The organism is Alcanivorax sp. DSM 26293 (assembly GCF_900107995.1).
Taxonomy (GTDB): domain Bacteria; phylum Pseudomonadota; class Gammaproteobacteria; order Pseudomonadales; family Alcanivoracaceae; genus Alcanivorax.
In genome coordinates this window covers 48,934-63,604 of sequence record NZ_FNUM01000007.1, presented here as the reverse complement: position 1 = coordinate 63,604, position 14,671 = coordinate 48,934, and the positions used below count along the sequence as shown (strand labels likewise).

The following is a 14,671-nucleotide window of genomic DNA, read 5'->3' as shown; positions in this document are numbered from 1 at the left end:
AATCCATCTCGCTTTTTTGCGAATGTGCCCTGCCGCATATCTCCCTATATTCTTACCAGCCTGGAGGTTGCGTTGACGGTTCCCGCCATTCTCGCTCTTGAAGACGGAAGCATCTTTCGGGGTGTTGCTATCGGTGCCACGGGTCAGACCGTGGGTGAAGTGGTGTTCAACACCGCTATGACCGGCTACCAGGAAATCCTTACGGATCCCTCCTACGCCAAACAGATTGTGACCCTGACCTATCCTCATATTGGCAACACCGGTGTGACGCCCGAGGACGAAGAGTCCGCGCAGATCTGGGCGTCCGGCCTGGTGATTCGCGATCTGGCCATGACGGTCAGCAACTGGCGTAGCCAGCAGTCCTTGCCGGACTACCTGCGCGACAACAATATCGTGGCCATTGCGGAGATCGATACCCGCCGCCTGACCCGTATCCTGCGGGACAAGGGTGCCCAGAACGGCTGCATCCTTGCCGGCGATAACCTGGATGAGTCCAAGGCACTGGAAGCGGCCAAGGCCTTCCCGGGGCTCAAGGGCATGGATCTGGCCAAGGAAGTCACCGTCAGTGATGCCTATACCTGGACCGAGTCCACCTGGGATCTGGAAAAAGGCCACACGGAGGGCGTCGATAGCCGCTTCCATGTGGTGGCCTATGATTACGGCGTCAAACGCAACATCCTGCGCATGCTGGTGGAGCGCGGTTGCAAGCTCACGGTGGTGCCGGCACAGACCCCGGCCGCTGACGTGCTGGCCATGAATCCTGATGGCATCTTCCTGTCCAACGGCCCCGGTGATCCGGAGCCCTGTGATTACGCCATCGAGGCCATCAAGGAGATTGTTGCCACCGGCAAGCCGGTGTTCGGTATCTGCCTGGGCCATCAGCTGCTGGCGCTGGCCAGCGGGGCGAAAACCATGAAGATGGGCACCGGCCACCACGGTGCCAACCACCCGGTGAAAACCCTGGCCGATGACACGGTGATGATTACCAGCCAGAACCATGGTTTTGCCGTGGATATGGACTCCCTGCCCGACAATCTGAAGGTGACGCATGTGTCCCTCTTCGATGGCACCTTGCAGGGTATTCACCGCACCGATGTGCCGGCCTTCAGTTTCCAGGGGCACCCGGAAGCCAGCCCGGGTCCGCGAGACTGCGCGCCGCTGTTCGATCATTTCATCGAACTGATGGAAGCGAAGAGCCAACAGTAAGCCAGAGCCAGACCCGGCATCGCCGGGTCCCTGATGCAGCCATTTACGTCTGACGGTTAGTGAACTATGCCGAAAAGAACTGACATACAAAGCATTCTCATCATTGGCGCTGGCCCGATTGTCATCGGCCAGGCCTGTGAGTTTGACTACTCCGGTGCCCAGGCCTGCAAGGCCCTGCGTGAAGAGGGGTTCCGGGTCATCCTGGTGAATTCCAACCCGGCCACCATCATGACCGACCCGGCCATGGCCGATGCGACCTACATCGAGCCGATCACCTGGCAAACCGTGGCCAAGATCATCGAAAAGGAGCGTCCGGACGCCCTGCTGCCCACCATGGGCGGGCAGACCGCCCTGAATTGCGCGCTGGATCTGGACAAGCACGGCGTGCTGGCCGAGTTCGGTGTGGAAATGATCGGCGCCACCCAGGATGCCATCGACAAGGCGGAAGACCGGCATCGTTTCGACCAGGCCATGAAAGCTATCGGGCTGGAATGCCCGCGCTCTGCCATCGCCCACAACATGGAAGAGGCCAATGCGGCCCTGGAAGATCTGGGCTTTCCTTGCATTATCCGGCCCAGCTTCACCATGGGCGGTTCCGGTGGCGGTGTTGCCTATAACCGGGAAGAGTTCGAAGAAATCTGCCAGCGCGGTCTGGACCTGTCGCCCACCAACGAGCTGTTGATCGACGAGTCCCTGCTGGGCTGGAAAGAGTACGAGATGGAAGTGGTCCGCGATAAAAAGGACAACTGCATCATCGTTTGCTCCATCGAAAACTTTGACCCCATGGGCGTGCACACCGGTGACTCCATCACCGTGGCACCGGCGCAGACCCTGACCGATAAAGAGTTCCAGATCATGCGCGACGCCTCCCTGGCGGTGCTGCGCGAGATCGGTGTGGAAACCGGCGGTTCCAACGTACAGTTCGGGGTCAACCCGGACAACGGCCGCATGGTAGTGATCGAAATGAACCCGCGGGTGAGCCGTTCTTCGGCGCTGGCGTCCAAGGCCACCGGCTTCCCGATTGCCAAGGTGGCCGCCAAGCTGGCGGTGGGTTACACCCTTGACGAACTGCAGAACGAGATCACCGGCGGCAAGACTCCGGCCTCTTTCGAGCCGTCCATCGATTACGTGGTTACCAAGATTCCGCGCTTCAACTTTGAAAAGTTCGCCGAAGCCGACGCGGTGCTGACCACCCAGATGAAGTCCGTGGGCGAAGTGATGGCCATTGGCCGCAACTTCCAGGAATCCGTACAGAAAGCCCTGCGCGGTCTGGAAACCGAGTCCGTGGGCTTTGATCCCAGCGTGGATCCGTCCGCGCCGGATGCCCGCGAGCAGGTGGCCCAGTTGCTGGCCACGCCGGGCCCCGAGCGGATCTGGATCGTCGGTGATGCCTTCCGGGTCGGTATGACCGTGGATGATGTGTTCAATATCACCAAGATCGACCGCTGGTACCTGGTGCAGATTGAAGATCTGGTGCGCGCCGAGCAGCAGCTGGCAGCCACTACCTTCAGCGACCTGAGCCGTGACAGTCTTTACGCACTCAAGCGCAAGGGGTTCTCCGATGCCCGTCTGGCCCAGCTGCTGGGGGTGAAGGAAGCGGACGTGCGCGGCAAACGCGAAGAGCTGGGTGTGCAGCCCATCTACAAGCGAGTGGATACCTGTGCTGCGGAATTTTCCACCGACACCGCCTACATGTACTCCAGCTATGACGAAGAGTGCGAGGCGAACCCGTCCGACCGTGACAAGATCATGGTCATCGGTGGTGGCCCCAACCGGATCGGTCAGGGGATCGAGTTTGATTACTGCTGTGTGCACGCCGCCTTCGCCATGAAGGATGACGGTTACGAGACCATCATGGTCAACTGTAACCCGGAGACCGTGTCCACGGATTACGACACTTCCGATCGCCTGTATTTTGAGCCGGTGACCCTGGAAGACGTGCTGGCCATCGTCGCCAAGGAAAAACCCAAGGGTGTGATCGTGCAGTACGGCGGCCAGACGCCGCTGAAGCTGGCCCGTGCCCTGCAGGCCGCCGGTGTGCCCATTATCGGTACCCCGCCGGATGCCATTGACGAGGCAGAAGACCGGGAGCGTTTCCAGCAGATGGTCAACAAGCTGGGCCTCAAGCAGCCGCCCAACCGTACCGCCCGCTCCATGGAAGATGGGGTGCGTCTGGCGGAGGAAATCGGTTACCCGCTGGTGGTGCGTCCTTCCTATGTGCTGGGTGGTCGTGCCATGGAAATCGTCTACAGCGAGGCCGAGCTGCGCAACTACATGATGAACGCGGTTTCCGTGTCCAACGACTCGCCGGTGCTGCTGGATCGCTTCCTGGATGACGCCATCGAGGTGGACGTGGATGCGGTCTGTGATGGCACCGACGTGGTAATCGGCGGCATCATGCAGCATATCGAGCAGGCTGGCGTGCACTCCGGTGACTCCGCCTGTTCGCTTCCGCCGTACTCCCTGGACGAAGAGGTGCAGAACGTGATGCGCCAGCAGGCCGCCGATATGGCGCTGGAGCTGGGCGTGATCGGCCTGATGAATGTGCAGTTCGCCGTCAAGAGCGGTGAGGTGTATGTTCTGGAGGTGAATCCCCGTGCATCACGGACCGTGCCCTACGTGTCCAAGTGCATCGGCGTGTCTCTGGCCAAGGTGGCCGCCCGTTGCATGGCCGGCACCAGCCTCAAGGAACAGGGCTTCACTGAAGAGGTCAAACCGCAGCACTACTTCGTGAAGGAAGCGGTCTTCCCGTTTGCCAAGTTCCCGAAGGTAGACCCGATCCTGGGCCCGGAAATGAAATCCACCGGGGAAGTGATGGGTGTGGGTGCCACCTTTGCGGAAGCCTTTGGCAAGGCGTCCCTGGGTGCTGGCGAAAAACTGCCGGAAAAAGGTACCGCCTTTATTTCCGTGCGGGAAGTGGACAAGCCGGCGGCCATTGATGTGGCGCGTATGCTGATCGAGCGTGGATTCAACCTGGTGGCTACACGCGGCACCGCCAAGGTGATCAGCGACGCTGGTCTGGAAGTGAAAGTGGTCAACAAGGTGCTGGAAGGGCGTCCGCATATCGTCGACATGATCAAGAATGACGAGATTGCCCTGATCGTGAACACCACCGAGGGCAAACAGGCGATTCGTGATTCCTTCGCCATCCGTCGCTCTGCCCTGCAGCACCGGGTGTTCTATACCACCACCATTACGGCGGCCCATGCGGTGTGTCAGGCGCTGGGTATCAGTGGCGAGCCGACGGTTCGCCGCTTGCAGGATTTGCACGCCCAAATGCAGTAAATCGTCCCATGGAGCGCTCGGAGCCGAGTGCTCCGGGCGGTTTCCATAAAAAGACGAGGACAACTATGCAACGCATACCAATGACCGCCAAAGGGGCCGATGCCCTGCGTGCGGAGCTGGAGAAGCTGAAGCGGGAAGATCGCCCGCGCATTACGGCTGCCATTGCCGAAGCTCGTGAGCATGGCGATCTGAAAGAAAACGCGGAATACCATGCGGCCCGTGAGCAGCAGGGTTTCTGCGAGGGGCGGATCAACGAGATCGAGTCAAAGCTGGGCGCCGCGCAGATCATCGATATCACCGAGCTGGAAAACACCGGCAAGGTGATCTTTGGCGTGACCGTCACCATCATTGATGTGGATACCGACGAAGAGAAGGTTTACCAGATCGTGGGTGACGACGAAGCCAACATCAAGCAGGGCAAGTTGAGCGTCAATTCTCCCATCGCCCGCGGCCTGATCGGCCGGGAAGAAGGTGATGTGGTGCAGATCGATACTCCCGGTGGCACCCGCGAGTATGAGGTCGACAAGGTCGAGCACATCTGAGTTGCAAGTTGAAAGGTTCAAGTTGCAAGGGAAAAGAAAAGGCGACGTTTAACGTCGCCTTTTTCATAAGGCCTGCGGGGAAGTCAGGCGGCAGTTATGCGTCCTGATAGCGCAGGATATTGGATAGTTTCGGGTTGGGTTTCTGTGCCGGTCGGTAGAGCAGGGCAATGTTGCCGATGCGCTGGATCAGCTCGGCGCTACCCTTTTCGCTCAGGGCCTGGACGATGGCAGCCCGGTCGTCACGGGTTTCCGCATTGACCTTAACCTTGATCAATTCGTGGTCTTCCAGGCGCAGGTTCAGCTCTTCGATAAAGGTTTCGGTAAGGCCTTTGCCACCGAAAATGAGCACGGGCTTTAGGTGGTGGCCAATACGGCGCAGCCGTTTGATGTCCTGTTGCGATAGCGGCACGGTGTGGCTCCAGAGCTGCAAGGTGTCGCCAGCGGGGCGACACAGGAAATAAGGGAATGTCCGGGTTGCCCCGACAGTGGGCGTATTCTACGGGTTAGCAAATTGAAAAGCAGCCGTTACGCACAGGAACGGCAAACCGGGTGGGTGAGGTAATCTCTTATGGCGAAATCGAGCCGTTCCAAAACCAGCAAGGCCTGGCTCAAGGAGCATTTCAGCGACCAGTGGGTGGCGAAGGCCCAGGCGGAGGGCTACCGCTCCCGCGCCAGCTTCAAGTTGCTGGAAATGCATGAGAAGGACCGCCTGTTCCGGCCCGGTATGACAGTGCTGGACCTGGGGGCCGCGCCGGGCGGCTGGTCCCAGGTGGCGGGCCGGCTGATGGGTTCACACGGCACTGTCATCGCCAGCGATATCCTTCCCATGGACGCCTTGCCGGATGTGACCTTCATCGAAGGGGATTTCCGCGAAGATGCGGTGTATGAGCAAATCCTGGCGGCCCTCGGGGATCGCAAGGCAGACCTTGTAATGTCCGACATGGCCCCCAATATGAGTGGTAACAAGGGCGTGGATCAGCCGCGGGCCATGTATCTGGCGGAGTTGGCGCTGGATATGGCCGAGCGGGTACTGGAACCGGATGGCCAGTTTCTGGTCAAGGTATTCCAGGGCGAAGGGTTTGACGAGTACCGGCAAATGCTGCTGCAGCGCTTTGACCGGGTTGTCAGCCGCAAGCCGGCCGCCAGCCGGGCCCGATCCACCGAGGTGTACCAGCTGGCAAGTGGTCTGAAATAAGCCGTAAAATGGCCGTTTTGCTGTCCGAACCGGCATTACTCAGGGTTCGGCAAATGGTGTAAGGTGTAAGTTCGTTATTGTGCGCGTCAAGCGCCCGGAATTGATCGAGGTCTCCCTTGAACGACATGACCAAGAATATTGTGCTGTGGCTGGTTATCGCCGGCGTCCTTTACGTTGTGGCGTCCAGCATCAGCACCCAGCCTGCAACAACCAGTATTCCCTACTCTGACTTCATCTCGCGGGTAGAGAGTGGTGACGTGCAGGAAGCCAAGATCGGCGAAAGTGCGATTACCGGCACCTACAAGGATGGCAGCCAGTTCAAGACGGTCAAACCGCCGACTCTGGACACCAACCTGATGCCCACGTTGATCCAGAACAAGGTGAATGTGGTGGGTGTGGAGCCGGAGCGCCAGGGTTTCCTGATGCAGCTGTTCCTGTCCGTACTGCCGATTCTGATCATCCTGGCTATTTTTATCTTTTTCATGCGCCAGATGCAGGGCGGGGGCCGAGGTGGCAGTGGCCCGATGACCTTTGGTAAATCCAAGGCGAAACTGCTGGGCGAAGACCAGATCAAAACCACCTTCGCCGATGTGGCGGGCGTGGAAGAGGCCAAGGAAGAGGTGCAGGAGCTTGTGGAGTTCCTGCGCGATCCGGCCAAATTCCAGCGCCTGGGCGGCAAGATTCCCCGCGGTGTGCTGATGGTTGGCTCTCCGGGTACCGGTAAGACCCTCCTCGCCAAGGCGATTGCCGGTGAGGCCAAGGTACCGTTCTTCAGTATTTCCGGCTCTGACTTCGTGGAAATGTTCGTGGGTGTGGGTGCCAGCCGTGTGCGCGACATGTTCGAGCAGGCCAAGAAGCATTCTCCCTGCATTATCTTCATCGACGAAATTGATGCGGTGGGGCGCTCCCGTGGCGCCGGCCTGGGCGGTGGTCACGATGAGCGTGAGCAGACGTTGAACCAGCTGCTGGTGGAAATGGATGGCTTTGATGGCAATGAGGGCATTATCGTGATCGCCGCCACCAACCGTCCCGACGTGCTGGACCCGGCGCTGTTGCGCCCGGGCCGTTTCGACCGTCAGGTAACGGTGCCGCTGCCGGATATCCGTGGCCGCGAACACGTGCTCAAGGTGCACATGCGTCAGGTGCCTATCTCCGAAGATGTGGACCCCAGTGTGATTGCCCGTGGTACTCCCGGTTTCTCCGGCGCGGACCTGGCCAACCTGGTCAATGAAGCTGCGCTGTTCGCTGCCCGTGCCAACAAGCGCATGGTGTCCATGGAGGAGTTCGAGAAAGCCAAGGACAAGATCCTGATGGGCGCCGAACGCCGCTCCATGGTGATGAGCGAGAAAGAAAAGCTGAATACTGCCTATCACGAGGCGGGTCATGCCATTGTCGGGCGTCTGGTGCCGGAACATGATCCTGTCTACAAGGTCAGCATCATTCCCCGTGGCCGGGCCCTGGGTGTGACCATGTACCTGCCGGAAGAAGACAAGTATTCCCAGTCCAAGCGCGGTCTGGAATCTTCCATCTGTTCGCTCTACGGCGGTCGTCTGGCCGAGGAAATGACATTGGGCTTCGACGGTGTCACAACCGGTGCCTCCAACGACATTGAGCGTGCTACCAAGCTTGCCCGTGCCATGGTGACCAAGTGGGGGCTGAGCGAGAAGCTGGGCCCGCTGGCCTACGAGGAAGAAGAGGGTGAAGTCTTCCTGGGCAAGCAAATGTCCCAGCGCAAGAGCATGTCCGAGCAGACCGCTGAAGAGATTGACCGCGAGGTGAGGGCCATCATTGATAGCTGCTATGGCCGAGCCAAGCAGATTCTCGAGGACAACCGCGACAAGCTGGACCTGATGGCGGAAGCCTTGATGCAATACGAAACCATTGATGCCGGTCAGATCGACGACATCATGGCTGGCCACAAGCCTCGTCCGCCGAAAGACTGGCGCGATCAGGGGCCGGGCAATGGTGCCGCCACCGGCGATAAAGAGCCGGGTGACGATGCCATCGGTGGGCCTGCCAATACTCACTGATCCATGATTGAAACGCTGACCTGTGGGGCGCGGACACTAGACCTGTCCGCGCCTGTCGTTATGGGGATACTGAATGTAACCCCGGATTCCTTTTCCGATGGTGGCCGCTTTACCGAGCGGGATGCTGCCCTGCGTCAGGCGGAGCGAATGCTGGCGGATGGTGCGGCCATTATTGACGTGGGCGGCGAGTCCACCCGTCCCGGTGCGGCACCGGTGTCCGAGCAGCAGGAACTGGACAGGGTGGTGCCGGTCGTCGAGGCGCTGACGTCGGAGCTTGATGCCCTTGTGTCTGTGGATACCAGCACTGCCGCAGTGATTCGTGGTGCCGCGGCAGCAGGCGCAGGCATGATCAATGATGTGCGTGCCCTGCGCCGATCCGGGGCCCTGGGCGCTGCGGCTGCCAGCGGGTTACCTGTGTGTCTGATGCACATGCAAGGAGAGCCCGGCAACATGCAGGACGATCCCCGTTACCAGGACGTCACCGCCGAGGTGGTCGATTTCCTGCGCCAACGTATTGCCGCCTGTGGGCAGGTGGGCATTCCCCGCGAACGACTGCTTGTCGATCCGGGTTTTGGCTTTGCCAAAACCGTGGCGCACAACCTTACGCTAATGCATGAAATGGCCGCTTTGCAGGAATTGGCACTGCCAATTCTGATCGGTATTTCACGCAAGTCTCTGTTTGGTAAACTGCTCGGCCGGGACGTGAATGAGCGATTGCCCGCCAGTCTGGCAGCGGCCGTGATGTGTGTTGAGCGCGGTGCAATGATCGTTCGCGCACACGATGTGAAGGAAACCGTGGATGTGGTGCGTTTCGCACACGCCGTTCGGCAATCAGTCGATAGTGAGCGCACAAAATAACTGCACAAGGAGTCGTCATGGCGCGTAAATATTTCGGGACAGATGGTGTGCGGGGCACGGTAGGGGAGTTCCCCATTACTCCGGATTTCGTGCTCAAACTGGGTTGGGCGGCCGGTAAAGTGCTGGCTGCCCGCGGCGGCAGCAAGATTCTGATTGGCAAGGATACCCGTATTTCCGGGTATATGTTCGAGTCGGCCCTGGAAGCGGGCATTTCTGCGGCGGGTGTTGATGTGCGTCTGCTCGGCCCTCTGCCGACACCGGGCATTGCCTATCTGACCCGGACGCTATCGGCCCAGGCAGGTATTGTCATTTCCGCCTCCCATAACGCCTACACCGATAACGGCATCAAGTTCTTTGGCGCGGACGGCCGCAAGCTCAGTGATGATATCGAGCTGGAAATCGAGCGGCTGCTGGATGAAGAGATGTCGGTCGTGGCCACTGACCAGCTTGGCAAGGTGCGCCGGATTGATGATGCCCGAGGTCGGTACATTGAATTCTGCAAGAGCACGGTGCCCGGGCTGAACCTGAATGGCATGAAGATTGTGGTCGATACCGCCAATGGTGCGGCGTACCACATTGCCCCGGATGTGTTCGAGGAATTGGGCGCTGAGGTGGTGGCCCTGGCCAACACGCCGGACGGCTTCAATATCAACCGCGATTGCGGCTCCACGCATCCGGAAAAGCTGCAGCAGCGTGTGCTTGAGGAAAAAGCGGACCTCGGGGTGGCGCTGGATGGTGATGCGGACCGGCTGATCATGGTGGATCACAGCGGTAATCTGGTGGACGGCGATCAGCTATTGTTCGTAGTAGCCCGCGATCGCAAGGAGAGCGGGGCGGAACTGCCCGGCGTAGTCGGTACCCTGATGTCCAATTTCGGTCTTGAGCTGGCCCTGCAGGCGCTGGATATTGAGTTCGTGCGTGCCAAAGTGGGGGATCGTTATGTGATGGAGCAGCTTGACCAGCGTGGTTGGTTAATCGGTGGCGAGTCTTCTGGCCATCTGGTTTGTCTGGATCGCACGTCCACCGGAGATGGCACGGTTTCAGCCTTGCAGGTTCTGGCGGCGCTGTCACGTCGAGACCAGAGCCTGGCGGAGGCGGTGGCGGATGTGGCCTTGTTGCCCCAGACGATGATCAACGTGAGAGGCCCCAATCGTGACGGCTTTATGGACAAGCCCGAAGTCAAAACGGCCATGGCGGAAGCCGAAAAAGCGCTGGCCGGTAATGGCCGCATCCTGCTGCGGCCTTCCGGCACCGAGCCTTTGGTGCGGGTGATGATCGAGGGCAAGGATCCGGACAAGGTGGCTGCCCTGTGTCGCGAGCTGGCGGATGTGGTGGAAAAGGCGATTGCGTAATCGCCCTTGGCCTTGCGCCATTTTTCTATTCAAGGAAATGACAAATGAAATCAAGAACACCGCTGGTTGCCGGTAACTGGAAAATGAACGGGCGGGAGGCACTTCTGTCTGAGATGGCGGAAGCGTTGAGCAGCTATGAGGGTGTGGCGCAGGTGTTGATCTGTCCGCCCTTTCCCTACCTGGCTGCGGCCAGAAGCCAGCTGCCGGCGGCCATCAAGGTGGGTGGGCAGAATCTGAGTGATCAGGATGACGGGGCTTTCACTGGCGAGGTGTCCGCAGCCATGCTTGCGGAGGTGGGCTGCAGTCACGTGATTGTGGGTCATTCCGAGCGCCGTGCCCTGTACGGGGAAACCGATGCGGTGATCGCCGACAAGTTTTCTCGCGCCCAGGCCGCGGGCCTGGTTCCGATCCTCTGTGTGGGAGAAACCCTGGAAGAGCGTGAAGCCGGAAACACGGAATCCGTGGTCTGTGGACAGTTGCAGGCGGTGATTGATGCCGTAGGTATTGCGGCTTTCGGTAAGGCGGTGGTGGCCTATGAACCTGTGTGGGCCATCGGCACCGGCAGGACTGCCAGCCCGGAGCAGGCCCAGGAAGTGCACGCCTCGTTGCGGGCGTCATTGGAAAAAAACGATCCGGATATCGCTGAATCGCTGTGCTTGCTTTACGGCGGCAGTGTAAAGGCGGATAATGCCGCCCTTCTGTTTGCCCAGTCAGACATCGATGGGGGTCTGATAGGCGGGGCATCGTTAACAGCCGACAGTTTTATTGCTATCTGTCAGGCGGCGGAATAATAGAGTCATTATGGATATTGTTGTTCACGTAGTGCATGTACTGGCGGCCCTTGGCCTGATCGGTCTGGTGCTGATTCAGCACGGTAAAGGTGCCGATGCCGGAGCCTCTTTCGGTGGCGGGGGATCGCAGACCGTATTTGGCAGTGCCGGGTCAGCCAATTTCCTGACCCGTGCCACGGCGCTGCTGGCGGTGGTGTTCTTTGTCACCAGCATGGCGCTGGCCTGGATGGCGCGCCAGGAAGCCGAGGGTGTGCGCAGCTTCTTGCCGGAACTGGAAACTCTTGAGCAGCAGGAAGACGATGTGCCCGCGGCTCCAGTGGATTCTGATGTGCCCGCCACTCTGTCAGAGGTGCCTGTGGCATCCGATGAGGTGCCGGCGCAAAAAGAGGTTTCGGATGTGCCTCAAGCTGGGGTAGAATCCCCGGCCCCGACTGAAGTGCCTCAGTCGGAGCAGTAAGTAAAGCGTTCTTTGCCGAAGTGGTGGAATTGGTAGACACGCTATCTTGAGGGGGTAGTGAGCTTCGCTCGTGCCGGTTCAAGTCCGGCCTTCGGCACCAATTTGGAAGAGAGGTCCTGAGTGGATCTCGGTCCGGCCAGACAGCGTTTGACTGTCTTGATCGGGGTGATGGCGGAAGTCTGCGATCACCAAAAACGGCACAATGGGGTTGTGTATGCCGGCCTGGTTTCTGCGACAAAAAACGTCGCCAGCCGTGTCGGTAATGCGGGCACAGGAGTGCTTGCAACTGCACAGAAGGGGCGTGCTCCTTGTTGTGCTAAGGCAGCGAAAAATAAATGTTTTTTTCGTCTTTGCCTTGACAGAGTGAGCGCCTCTAAGTACTATTTGCGCTCGATATTTGAGGCCGGTTGAGCAGCTTTAGCGAGTCAGGCTCGGTCAGCTGGAACCAAAAGATCTGCACGCACCAGAATGCAGATCGAGTGCCGAGGGGCGCTTACGGTTCAACGGTTTATTGCGGGGTGGAGCAGTCTGGTAGCTCGTCGGGCTCATAACCCGAAGGTCGTAGGTTCAAATCCTGCCCCCGCTACCACTTAGAAGAACCGGCTACGGCGGGTTCAAAGCGGACAAAAGGCCCCTCTAGCAGGGGCCTTTTGTTATCCGCAGCAGTGGAATGGGCGGTGGATGTGCGGTCGATTGCATGGCTTCCTTGCAGTGGCTGTATTGTCCCCAGGCCCATTTTTTGTTTGTACTGTCGGAAAGGACATGTCGAAACGCGTAGAGCAATTGACGGAGCTGCTGGCTCCGGTCGTTGAGGACTTGGGCTTCGTGCTTTGGGGTATTGAACATATCCAGGGGCGCGGGGCTGTTTTGCGTGTCTATATCGACCACAGCGACGGTATCACAGTAGATAATTGCGCGGCGGTGAGTCACGAAATCAGCGGCGTGCTGGATGTGGAAGATCCAATACCTGGCGAATACAACCTGGAGGTGTCTTCGCCGGGCATGGATCGGCCCATGTTTGATATTGCGCAATATGCCGACTATATCGGTGAAGATGTTCAGCTGAAGTTGCTGGCGCCGGTATCAGGCAAGCGTAAAATGACGGCGGCCATTGTGGCCGTGGATGGCGAAACGCTGGTGGTGGAGCTTGATGGCGACACTCTGCGTATTCCTTACAGTCAGGTAGATCGTGCCCGGTTGCAGCCTCGCTTCGACTGAGCACGCCCTGAAGAACTTTGTCTTTGTAAAGGCTTGGCCATGAACAAAGAGATCCTGCTGGTAGCGGAAACCGTATCAAACGAAAAAGGCGTCAGCCGTGACGTGATTTTCGAGGCCATCGAGCTGGCACTGGCGGCCGCTACCAAAAAACGCTTTAAGGAAGAAGACGTGGAAATTCGCGTGGATATTGACCGGGTATCCGGTGATTCCCGCACGTTCCGCGTATGGCACGTCGTACCCGACGAAGAGCTTTATGAATTCGGTAAACAGCTGACCCTTGATGAAGCCCATGAGCAGGATCCGTCTCTGCAGATTGGTGACACCTGGGAAGAAGAGATCGAATCGGAAGCCTTCGGTCGTATCGGTGCCCAGACTGCCAAACAGGTTATCGTGCAGAAAGTGCGCGAAGCCGAGCGTCGCCAGATCATCGAAGAGTATCGTGATCGCATTGGTGAGTTGATCAGCGGCATCGTCAAAAAAGCCAACCGGGATTCCATCGTTCTGGATCTGGGCGGGAATGCGGAAGCGTTGATTACCCGCGAGCACATGATTCCCCGTGAAGCGGTGCGTCAGAATGACCGAATCCGTGCGTATTTGCTGGGCGTGAACGAAGAAAACCGTGGCCCGCAGCTGTTTGCCAGCCGAGCCTGCCCGGACATGCTGGTCGAGCTGTTCAAGATTGAAGTGCCGGAAATCGGTGAAGAGCTGATCGAAATCAAGGGCGCTGCCCGAGATCCTGGCTCCCGTGCCAAGATTGCCGTGAAAAGCAATGACCAGCGTATTGATCCGGTCGGTGCCTGCGTGGGTATGCGCGGTGCCCGTGTTCAGGCGGTCTCCAATGAGCTCGCCGGTGAACGTATCGATATCGTCCTGTGGGACGACAACCCGGCACAGTTGGTGATCAATGCCATGCAGCCGGCGGAAGTGGCTTCCATTGTTATGGATGAAGAAAGTCACTCCATGGATATCGCGGTGGAAGACGAGTCCGCTCTGGCTCAGGCCATCGGCCGTAGCGGCCAGAATATCCGTTTGGCCTCTGAACTGACTGGCTGGGAACTCAACGTCATGACCCTTGACGATGCCCAGAACAAACAGGAAGAGGAAGCTGCCCAGGCACTGGAAACGTTCATGAAAGAACTGGACGTGGACGAAGATGTTGCCGGCATTCTGGTGGATGAAGGTTTTACCACCCTGGAAGAAGTGGCCTACGTGCCGGAAGAAGAGATGCTCGCTATCGACGGGTTCGATGAAGATATCGTCGACGCCCTGCGCCAGCGCGCCAAGGATGTCCTGCTGACCAAAGCCCTGGTATCCGAAGAGAAATTCGAGCTGGCCGAGCCTGCTGAAGACCTTCTCAATATGGAAGGCATGGATCGTGACCTGGCTGTGGAACTGGCATCGCGCGGTATCCCCACCATGGAAGATCTGGCCGAACAGGCGGTGGATGATTTGATGGACATCAGTGGCATGAGCGAAGAGCGTGCCGCCGAGCTGATCATGACTGCCCGGGCCCCCTGGTTCGCTGATGAAAATGAAGCCGGGGCGTAACGGCCTTTAATCCTGGCGGATTGGACGCGGGCACCAACAGCAGGGTGTTGAAAAGGCCATAAGGTGCTTTTCAAGCTATCTTCGCGGTATGGCCCGCAAAGATAAGCACACAATGCGCTGACCGGAATGTGCCGGGCAGCGCGGTCATTCGCCCCGAGGGCAATGGCCCAGGCTATTTTCAATAGCCTG

Annotated in this window: 12 protein-coding genes and 2 tRNA genes; 13 read left to right on the top strand and 1 reads right to left on the bottom strand. The window is 58.8% G+C overall.

Features of this window, described 5'->3' with window-relative positions:
- Nucleotides 1-72: 72 nt before the first annotated feature.
- The 3 genes from carA to greA all read left to right on the top strand — a co-directional run bounded on the left by carA (nt 73) and on the right by greA (nt 5,033).
- Nucleotides 73-1,206, top strand: coding sequence for a glutamine-hydrolyzing carbamoyl-phosphate synthase small subunit (gene carA, locus C4S63_RS13055; RefSeq protein ID WP_103917819.1), 1,134 nt, complete (start codon nt 73-75; stop codon nt 1,204-1,206).
- 66 nt (nt 1,207-1,272) lie between these two features.
- Nucleotides 1,273-4,491, top strand: coding sequence for a carbamoyl-phosphate synthase large subunit (carB, locus tag C4S63_RS13050; RefSeq protein ID WP_063509471.1), 3,219 nt, complete (start codon nt 1,273-1,275; stop codon nt 4,489-4,491).
- Between the two features lie 65 nt (nt 4,492-4,556).
- The gene (gene greA / locus C4S63_RS13045; protein ID WP_082810870.1) at nt 4,557-5,033 is read left to right on the top strand and encodes a transcription elongation factor GreA; all 477 of its coding nucleotides are present in this window, start codon (nt 4,557-4,559) and stop codon (nt 5,031-5,033) included.
- A 94-nt stretch (nt 5,034-5,127) separates the two neighbouring features.
- On the opposite strand, the gene C4S63_RS13040 is transcribed toward greA, so the two are convergent.
- The gene (locus tag C4S63_RS13040) at nt 5,128-5,442 is read right to left on the bottom strand and encodes a YhbY family RNA-binding protein (RefSeq protein ID WP_062817190.1); all 315 of its coding nucleotides are present in this window, start codon (nt 5,440-5,442) and stop codon (nt 5,128-5,130) included.
- A gap of 159 nt (nt 5,443-5,601) precedes the next feature.
- Between C4S63_RS13040 and rlmE the strand changes: the two genes are divergently transcribed.
- The 10 genes from rlmE to nusA all read left to right on the top strand — a co-directional run bounded on the left by rlmE (nt 5,602) and on the right by nusA (nt 14,482).
- Entirely contained in the window at nt 5,602-6,228 is a 627-nt protein-coding gene (gene rlmE, locus C4S63_RS13035) for a 23S rRNA (uridine(2552)-2'-O)-methyltransferase RlmE (RefSeq protein ID WP_062817082.1), read from the top strand.
- Between the two features lie 125 nt (nt 6,229-6,353).
- Nucleotides 6,354-8,258, top strand: a complete 1,905-nt coding sequence (gene ftsH / locus C4S63_RS13030; protein WP_197461919.1) for an ATP-dependent zinc metalloprotease FtsH — start codon at nt 6,354-6,356, stop codon at nt 8,256-8,258.
- A 60-nt stretch (nt 8,259-8,318) separates the two neighbouring features.
- Nucleotides 8,319-9,116 carry a dihydropteroate synthase gene (gene folP, locus C4S63_RS13025; protein ID WP_103917818.1) on the top strand — a complete coding sequence of 266 codons (798 nt, stop codon included), beginning with the start codon at nt 8,319-8,321 and terminating at the stop codon, nt 9,114-9,116.
- A gap of 17 nt (nt 9,117-9,133) precedes the next feature.
- On the top strand, nt 9,134-10,468 hold the full coding sequence (gene glmM / locus C4S63_RS13020) for a phosphoglucosamine mutase (protein ID WP_103917817.1): 1,335 nt from the start codon (nt 9,134-9,136) through the stop codon (nt 10,466-10,468).
- 44 nt (nt 10,469-10,512) lie between these two features.
- Nucleotides 10,513-11,259, top strand: coding sequence for a triose-phosphate isomerase (gene tpiA, locus C4S63_RS13015; RefSeq protein WP_103917816.1), 747 nt, complete (start codon nt 10,513-10,515; stop codon nt 11,257-11,259).
- Between the two features lie 10 nt (nt 11,260-11,269).
- The gene (gene secG / locus C4S63_RS13010; protein WP_062817077.1) at nt 11,270-11,716 is read left to right on the top strand and encodes a preprotein translocase subunit SecG; all 447 of its coding nucleotides are present in this window, start codon (nt 11,270-11,272) and stop codon (nt 11,714-11,716) included.
- Between the two features lie 14 nt (nt 11,717-11,730).
- Nucleotides 11,731-11,816 (top strand) — tRNA-Leu (locus C4S63_RS13005).
- A 412-nt stretch (nt 11,817-12,228) separates the two neighbouring features.
- Nucleotides 12,229-12,305, top strand: a tRNA-Met gene (locus C4S63_RS13000).
- Between the two features lie 173 nt (nt 12,306-12,478).
- On the top strand, nt 12,479-12,934 hold the full coding sequence (gene rimP / locus C4S63_RS12995) for a ribosome maturation factor RimP (RefSeq protein ID WP_063509598.1): 456 nt from the start codon (nt 12,479-12,481) through the stop codon (nt 12,932-12,934).
- A gap of 39 nt (nt 12,935-12,973) precedes the next feature.
- Nucleotides 12,974-14,482 carry a transcription termination factor NusA gene (gene nusA, locus C4S63_RS12990; RefSeq protein WP_062817074.1) on the top strand — a complete coding sequence of 503 codons (1,509 nt, stop codon included), beginning with the start codon at nt 12,974-12,976 and terminating at the stop codon, nt 14,480-14,482.
- Nucleotides 14,483-14,671 lie beyond the last annotated feature (189 nt).

Bases quoted from the DNA above. Each gene is read 5' to 3' on its own strand.
- glmM (WP_103917817.1), top strand. From the start codon at position 9,134: ATGGCGCGTAAATATTTCGGGACAGATGGTGTGCGGGGCACGGTAGGG.
- folP (WP_103917818.1), top strand. From the start codon at position 8,319: ATGGGGATACTGAATGTAACCCCGGATTCCTTTTCCGATGGTGGCCGC.
- nusA (WP_062817074.1), top strand. From the start codon at position 12,974: ATGAACAAAGAGATCCTGCTGGTAGCGGAAACCGTATCAAACGAAAAA.
- carB (WP_063509471.1), top strand. From the start codon at position 1,273: ATGCCGAAAAGAACTGACATACAAAGCATTCTCATCATTGGCGCTGGC.
- tpiA (WP_103917816.1), top strand. From the start codon at position 10,513: ATGAAATCAAGAACACCGCTGGTTGCCGGTAACTGGAAAATGAACGGG.
- secG (WP_062817077.1), top strand. From the start codon at position 11,270: ATGGATATTGTTGTTCACGTAGTGCATGTACTGGCGGCCCTTGGCCTG.
- rlmE (WP_062817082.1), top strand. From the start codon at position 5,602: ATGGCGAAATCGAGCCGTTCCAAAACCAGCAAGGCCTGGCTCAAGGAG.
- greA (WP_082810870.1), top strand. From the start codon at position 4,557: ATGCAACGCATACCAATGACCGCCAAAGGGGCCGATGCCCTGCGTGCG.
- ftsH (WP_197461919.1), top strand. From the start codon at position 6,354: ATGACCAAGAATATTGTGCTGTGGCTGGTTATCGCCGGCGTCCTTTAC.
- rimP (WP_063509598.1), top strand. From the start codon at position 12,479: ATGTCGAAACGCGTAGAGCAATTGACGGAGCTGCTGGCTCCGGTCGTT.